Source organism: Roseovarius halophilus (ex Wu et al. 2025), from assembly GCF_047086965.1.
Genome location: NZ_JBKOTX010000405.1, coordinates 1 through 2208, shown reverse-complemented (window position 1 = coordinate 2208; position 2208 = coordinate 1). Strand labels below are relative to the sequence as shown.

1 protein-coding gene is annotated in these 2208 nt (G+C 44.1%); it reads left to right on the top strand.

Translation table 11 applies throughout. The features are described 5' to 3' along the window. Positions 1-335 precede the first annotated feature (335 nt). Positions 336-2183, top strand: a complete 1848-nt coding sequence (locus ACH107_RS32190; protein WP_412509683.1) for a DUF262 domain-containing protein — start codon at positions 336-338, stop codon at positions 2181-2183. Positions 2184-2208 lie beyond the last annotated feature (25 nt).

The window sequence follows — 2208 nt, the reverse complement described above, 5'->3', positions numbered from 1 at the left end:
GCCGCGCTGTAAACCTCAAAACGTCGACGCCATCCAAGCGCCGTCAACACGCTACTGCGGCCAAATCAGGCCCAGAAGCCTCAAAAATCGAGGTGCCCTACAGTGCGTCAAAATCGGTCATGCTCATTTGCTTCACGGGCAAAGGGATTTGAATTGTTCTGCAAATGCAGTTTCAACAATTTATGGGTTGAGGTTGCAGAACAGGTTGGGAAAAAGAAAGGCAATCTTTGATTGCAACACATCAGATAACAGGTAGACATCGCGTCAATCTATAAGATCCTGGCCATCTTGGGCCTAATCTTTGGCGATATCGAAAAAAGAAAGGCAAGGCATTTATGTTGAAGGATGTCACATCTCCCCCAAAAGCAGAATGCATTACGTTCGCAAAATTTTTCGATACGGGTAGAGCGTTTAAGATACCCGATTACCAACGCGCTTACGCTTGGGAGGCTGAGGAAGTAGAGGCGTTACTAGGCGACATAGATCGCCTCGCTGATATGCTAGAGGATGATGCCAATCTCATCCACGTAATGGGGATGATTACCTGTCATCGTAGTAAGGATGAAAGCAAACCATATAGGGTTGTCGATGGTCAACAACGCTTAACTACGTTGGCGCTGATTCATGCAGAACTGTCTCGAAGTGCACACACGAAAAGCTTTCTTTTTGCACCTAACGGGAACGTTAGATTGATGCCCCAGGCGGTGGACGAGAATTATTTTTATAACACCCTTCGAGGTAACAATGGCCCATGGAAAACACAGGGACAACGAAACTATGCGGCAGCTTCTGATACTATAAAAAAATGGGTGAACGATAATACTCGAAGTCCAGAGCGTTTAAAAAACATTGTGGAAGACGGTCTGTCTCTTATCTTGTTTACCCTCCGAGATGAGGCTGATGTCGCACGAGTTTTTGAATCCATAAACAATCGCGGTAGAAAGGTTACGCAACTTGACCTAGTTAAAAATCACCTTATTCATTTGGTCCATACCAGAAAATGGCGTGTAAATGTTCAGGATGTTTGGTCTAAAATTGCAGCCAATCTCGCAAAGCTAGATATCAATGACGAAGAAGCAGATCGAGTGCTTCGTGCTGTTGTGACAGCTCAGTTTAACCCGAATAAACGCAAATCTAGAGAAACAGATGCGAAAATTGTAGCGGAAAAGTTGCCAGTTTTCGGTTCATACGGTGAAAAAGACAGGGAGAACTTTCAGAAGTTCCTCAGCTTTTTGGAGAACGCCTTTGACGCATACAGTAATTTGCTGACGGCTAATGATACATCGTCGGCTAGAATGCGGGCGTTAACATATTTGCGCCACCACGGCACATTGAGGAGCGTTTTGCCAATCATTATGGCACATGAGTGTTTGTCAGCATCTCACGCTTATGTCAGCGACGCTTCTGTTCTTGAAGTGATTGAGAAAGTAAATTTCAGGCTTTACGGCTTGCCTCGTGCCTCTAGAAGGATCCGAGTGGATAGTTACGATGTGAAATGTTCAAAATTGGCTCATAAATATTTTACTAAACAGATAACCTCAGAGCAATTGAAGGCAGAATTGATTGCAATCGTTCGAAGTGAGCAATCAAATTCAGTGAAATGTATCGTTAGCAGTCTAACCATTGATGACGGCGATACCTTTCGATTTGATTTTCCGAGTTATCGCAAGTGGTTGCGCTATTTTCTTGCTCGCTGGGAGGAAAGCCTTCTGAATAACCAGAGCTTCAATTTTGAAAAGCTTGTCGGAACAGGCCCGAAAAGTAACGATAAACTAGAGATTGAACATATTTGGGCCAAAGAGCAGACAGATAAAACGGTAAAAGAGTATCAGAAAGGCCAGCTGATAGGAAGGTTGGGAAATCTTATGTTAATTCCAAAGGGGATGAACGTCAAGCTATCGAAGCACTTGCCTGAGATTAAGATGGAAAAGGCTGAGGCTATGAACATCATCAAGCTGCAACAAAATGTGGATTTGCAGCATTGGATAAAAAAGGCGGTTTATTTTGTGGATCATCTTGAAGCCGACAGTGCGGTGGCTTTTGGTGAGAATAACAAAGCACAACAGAAAACAATCTTAAAATATCGTAACATCGCCATGACTAAGATTCTGGCTTCTTCGCGTTTTGTGTGGGTGGGTTGCATTTCCGGTTACCGGACGACCGCACCAGATGTTGTATCGTAGGGTGATGCTGGCAGGTGCGTAAGCC

Excerpts from the sequence above, each read along its gene's own strand:
- ACH107_RS32190 (WP_412509683.1), top strand. The coding sequence starts at position 336 with ATGTTGAAGGATGTCACATCTCCCCCAAAAGCAGAATGCATTACGTTC.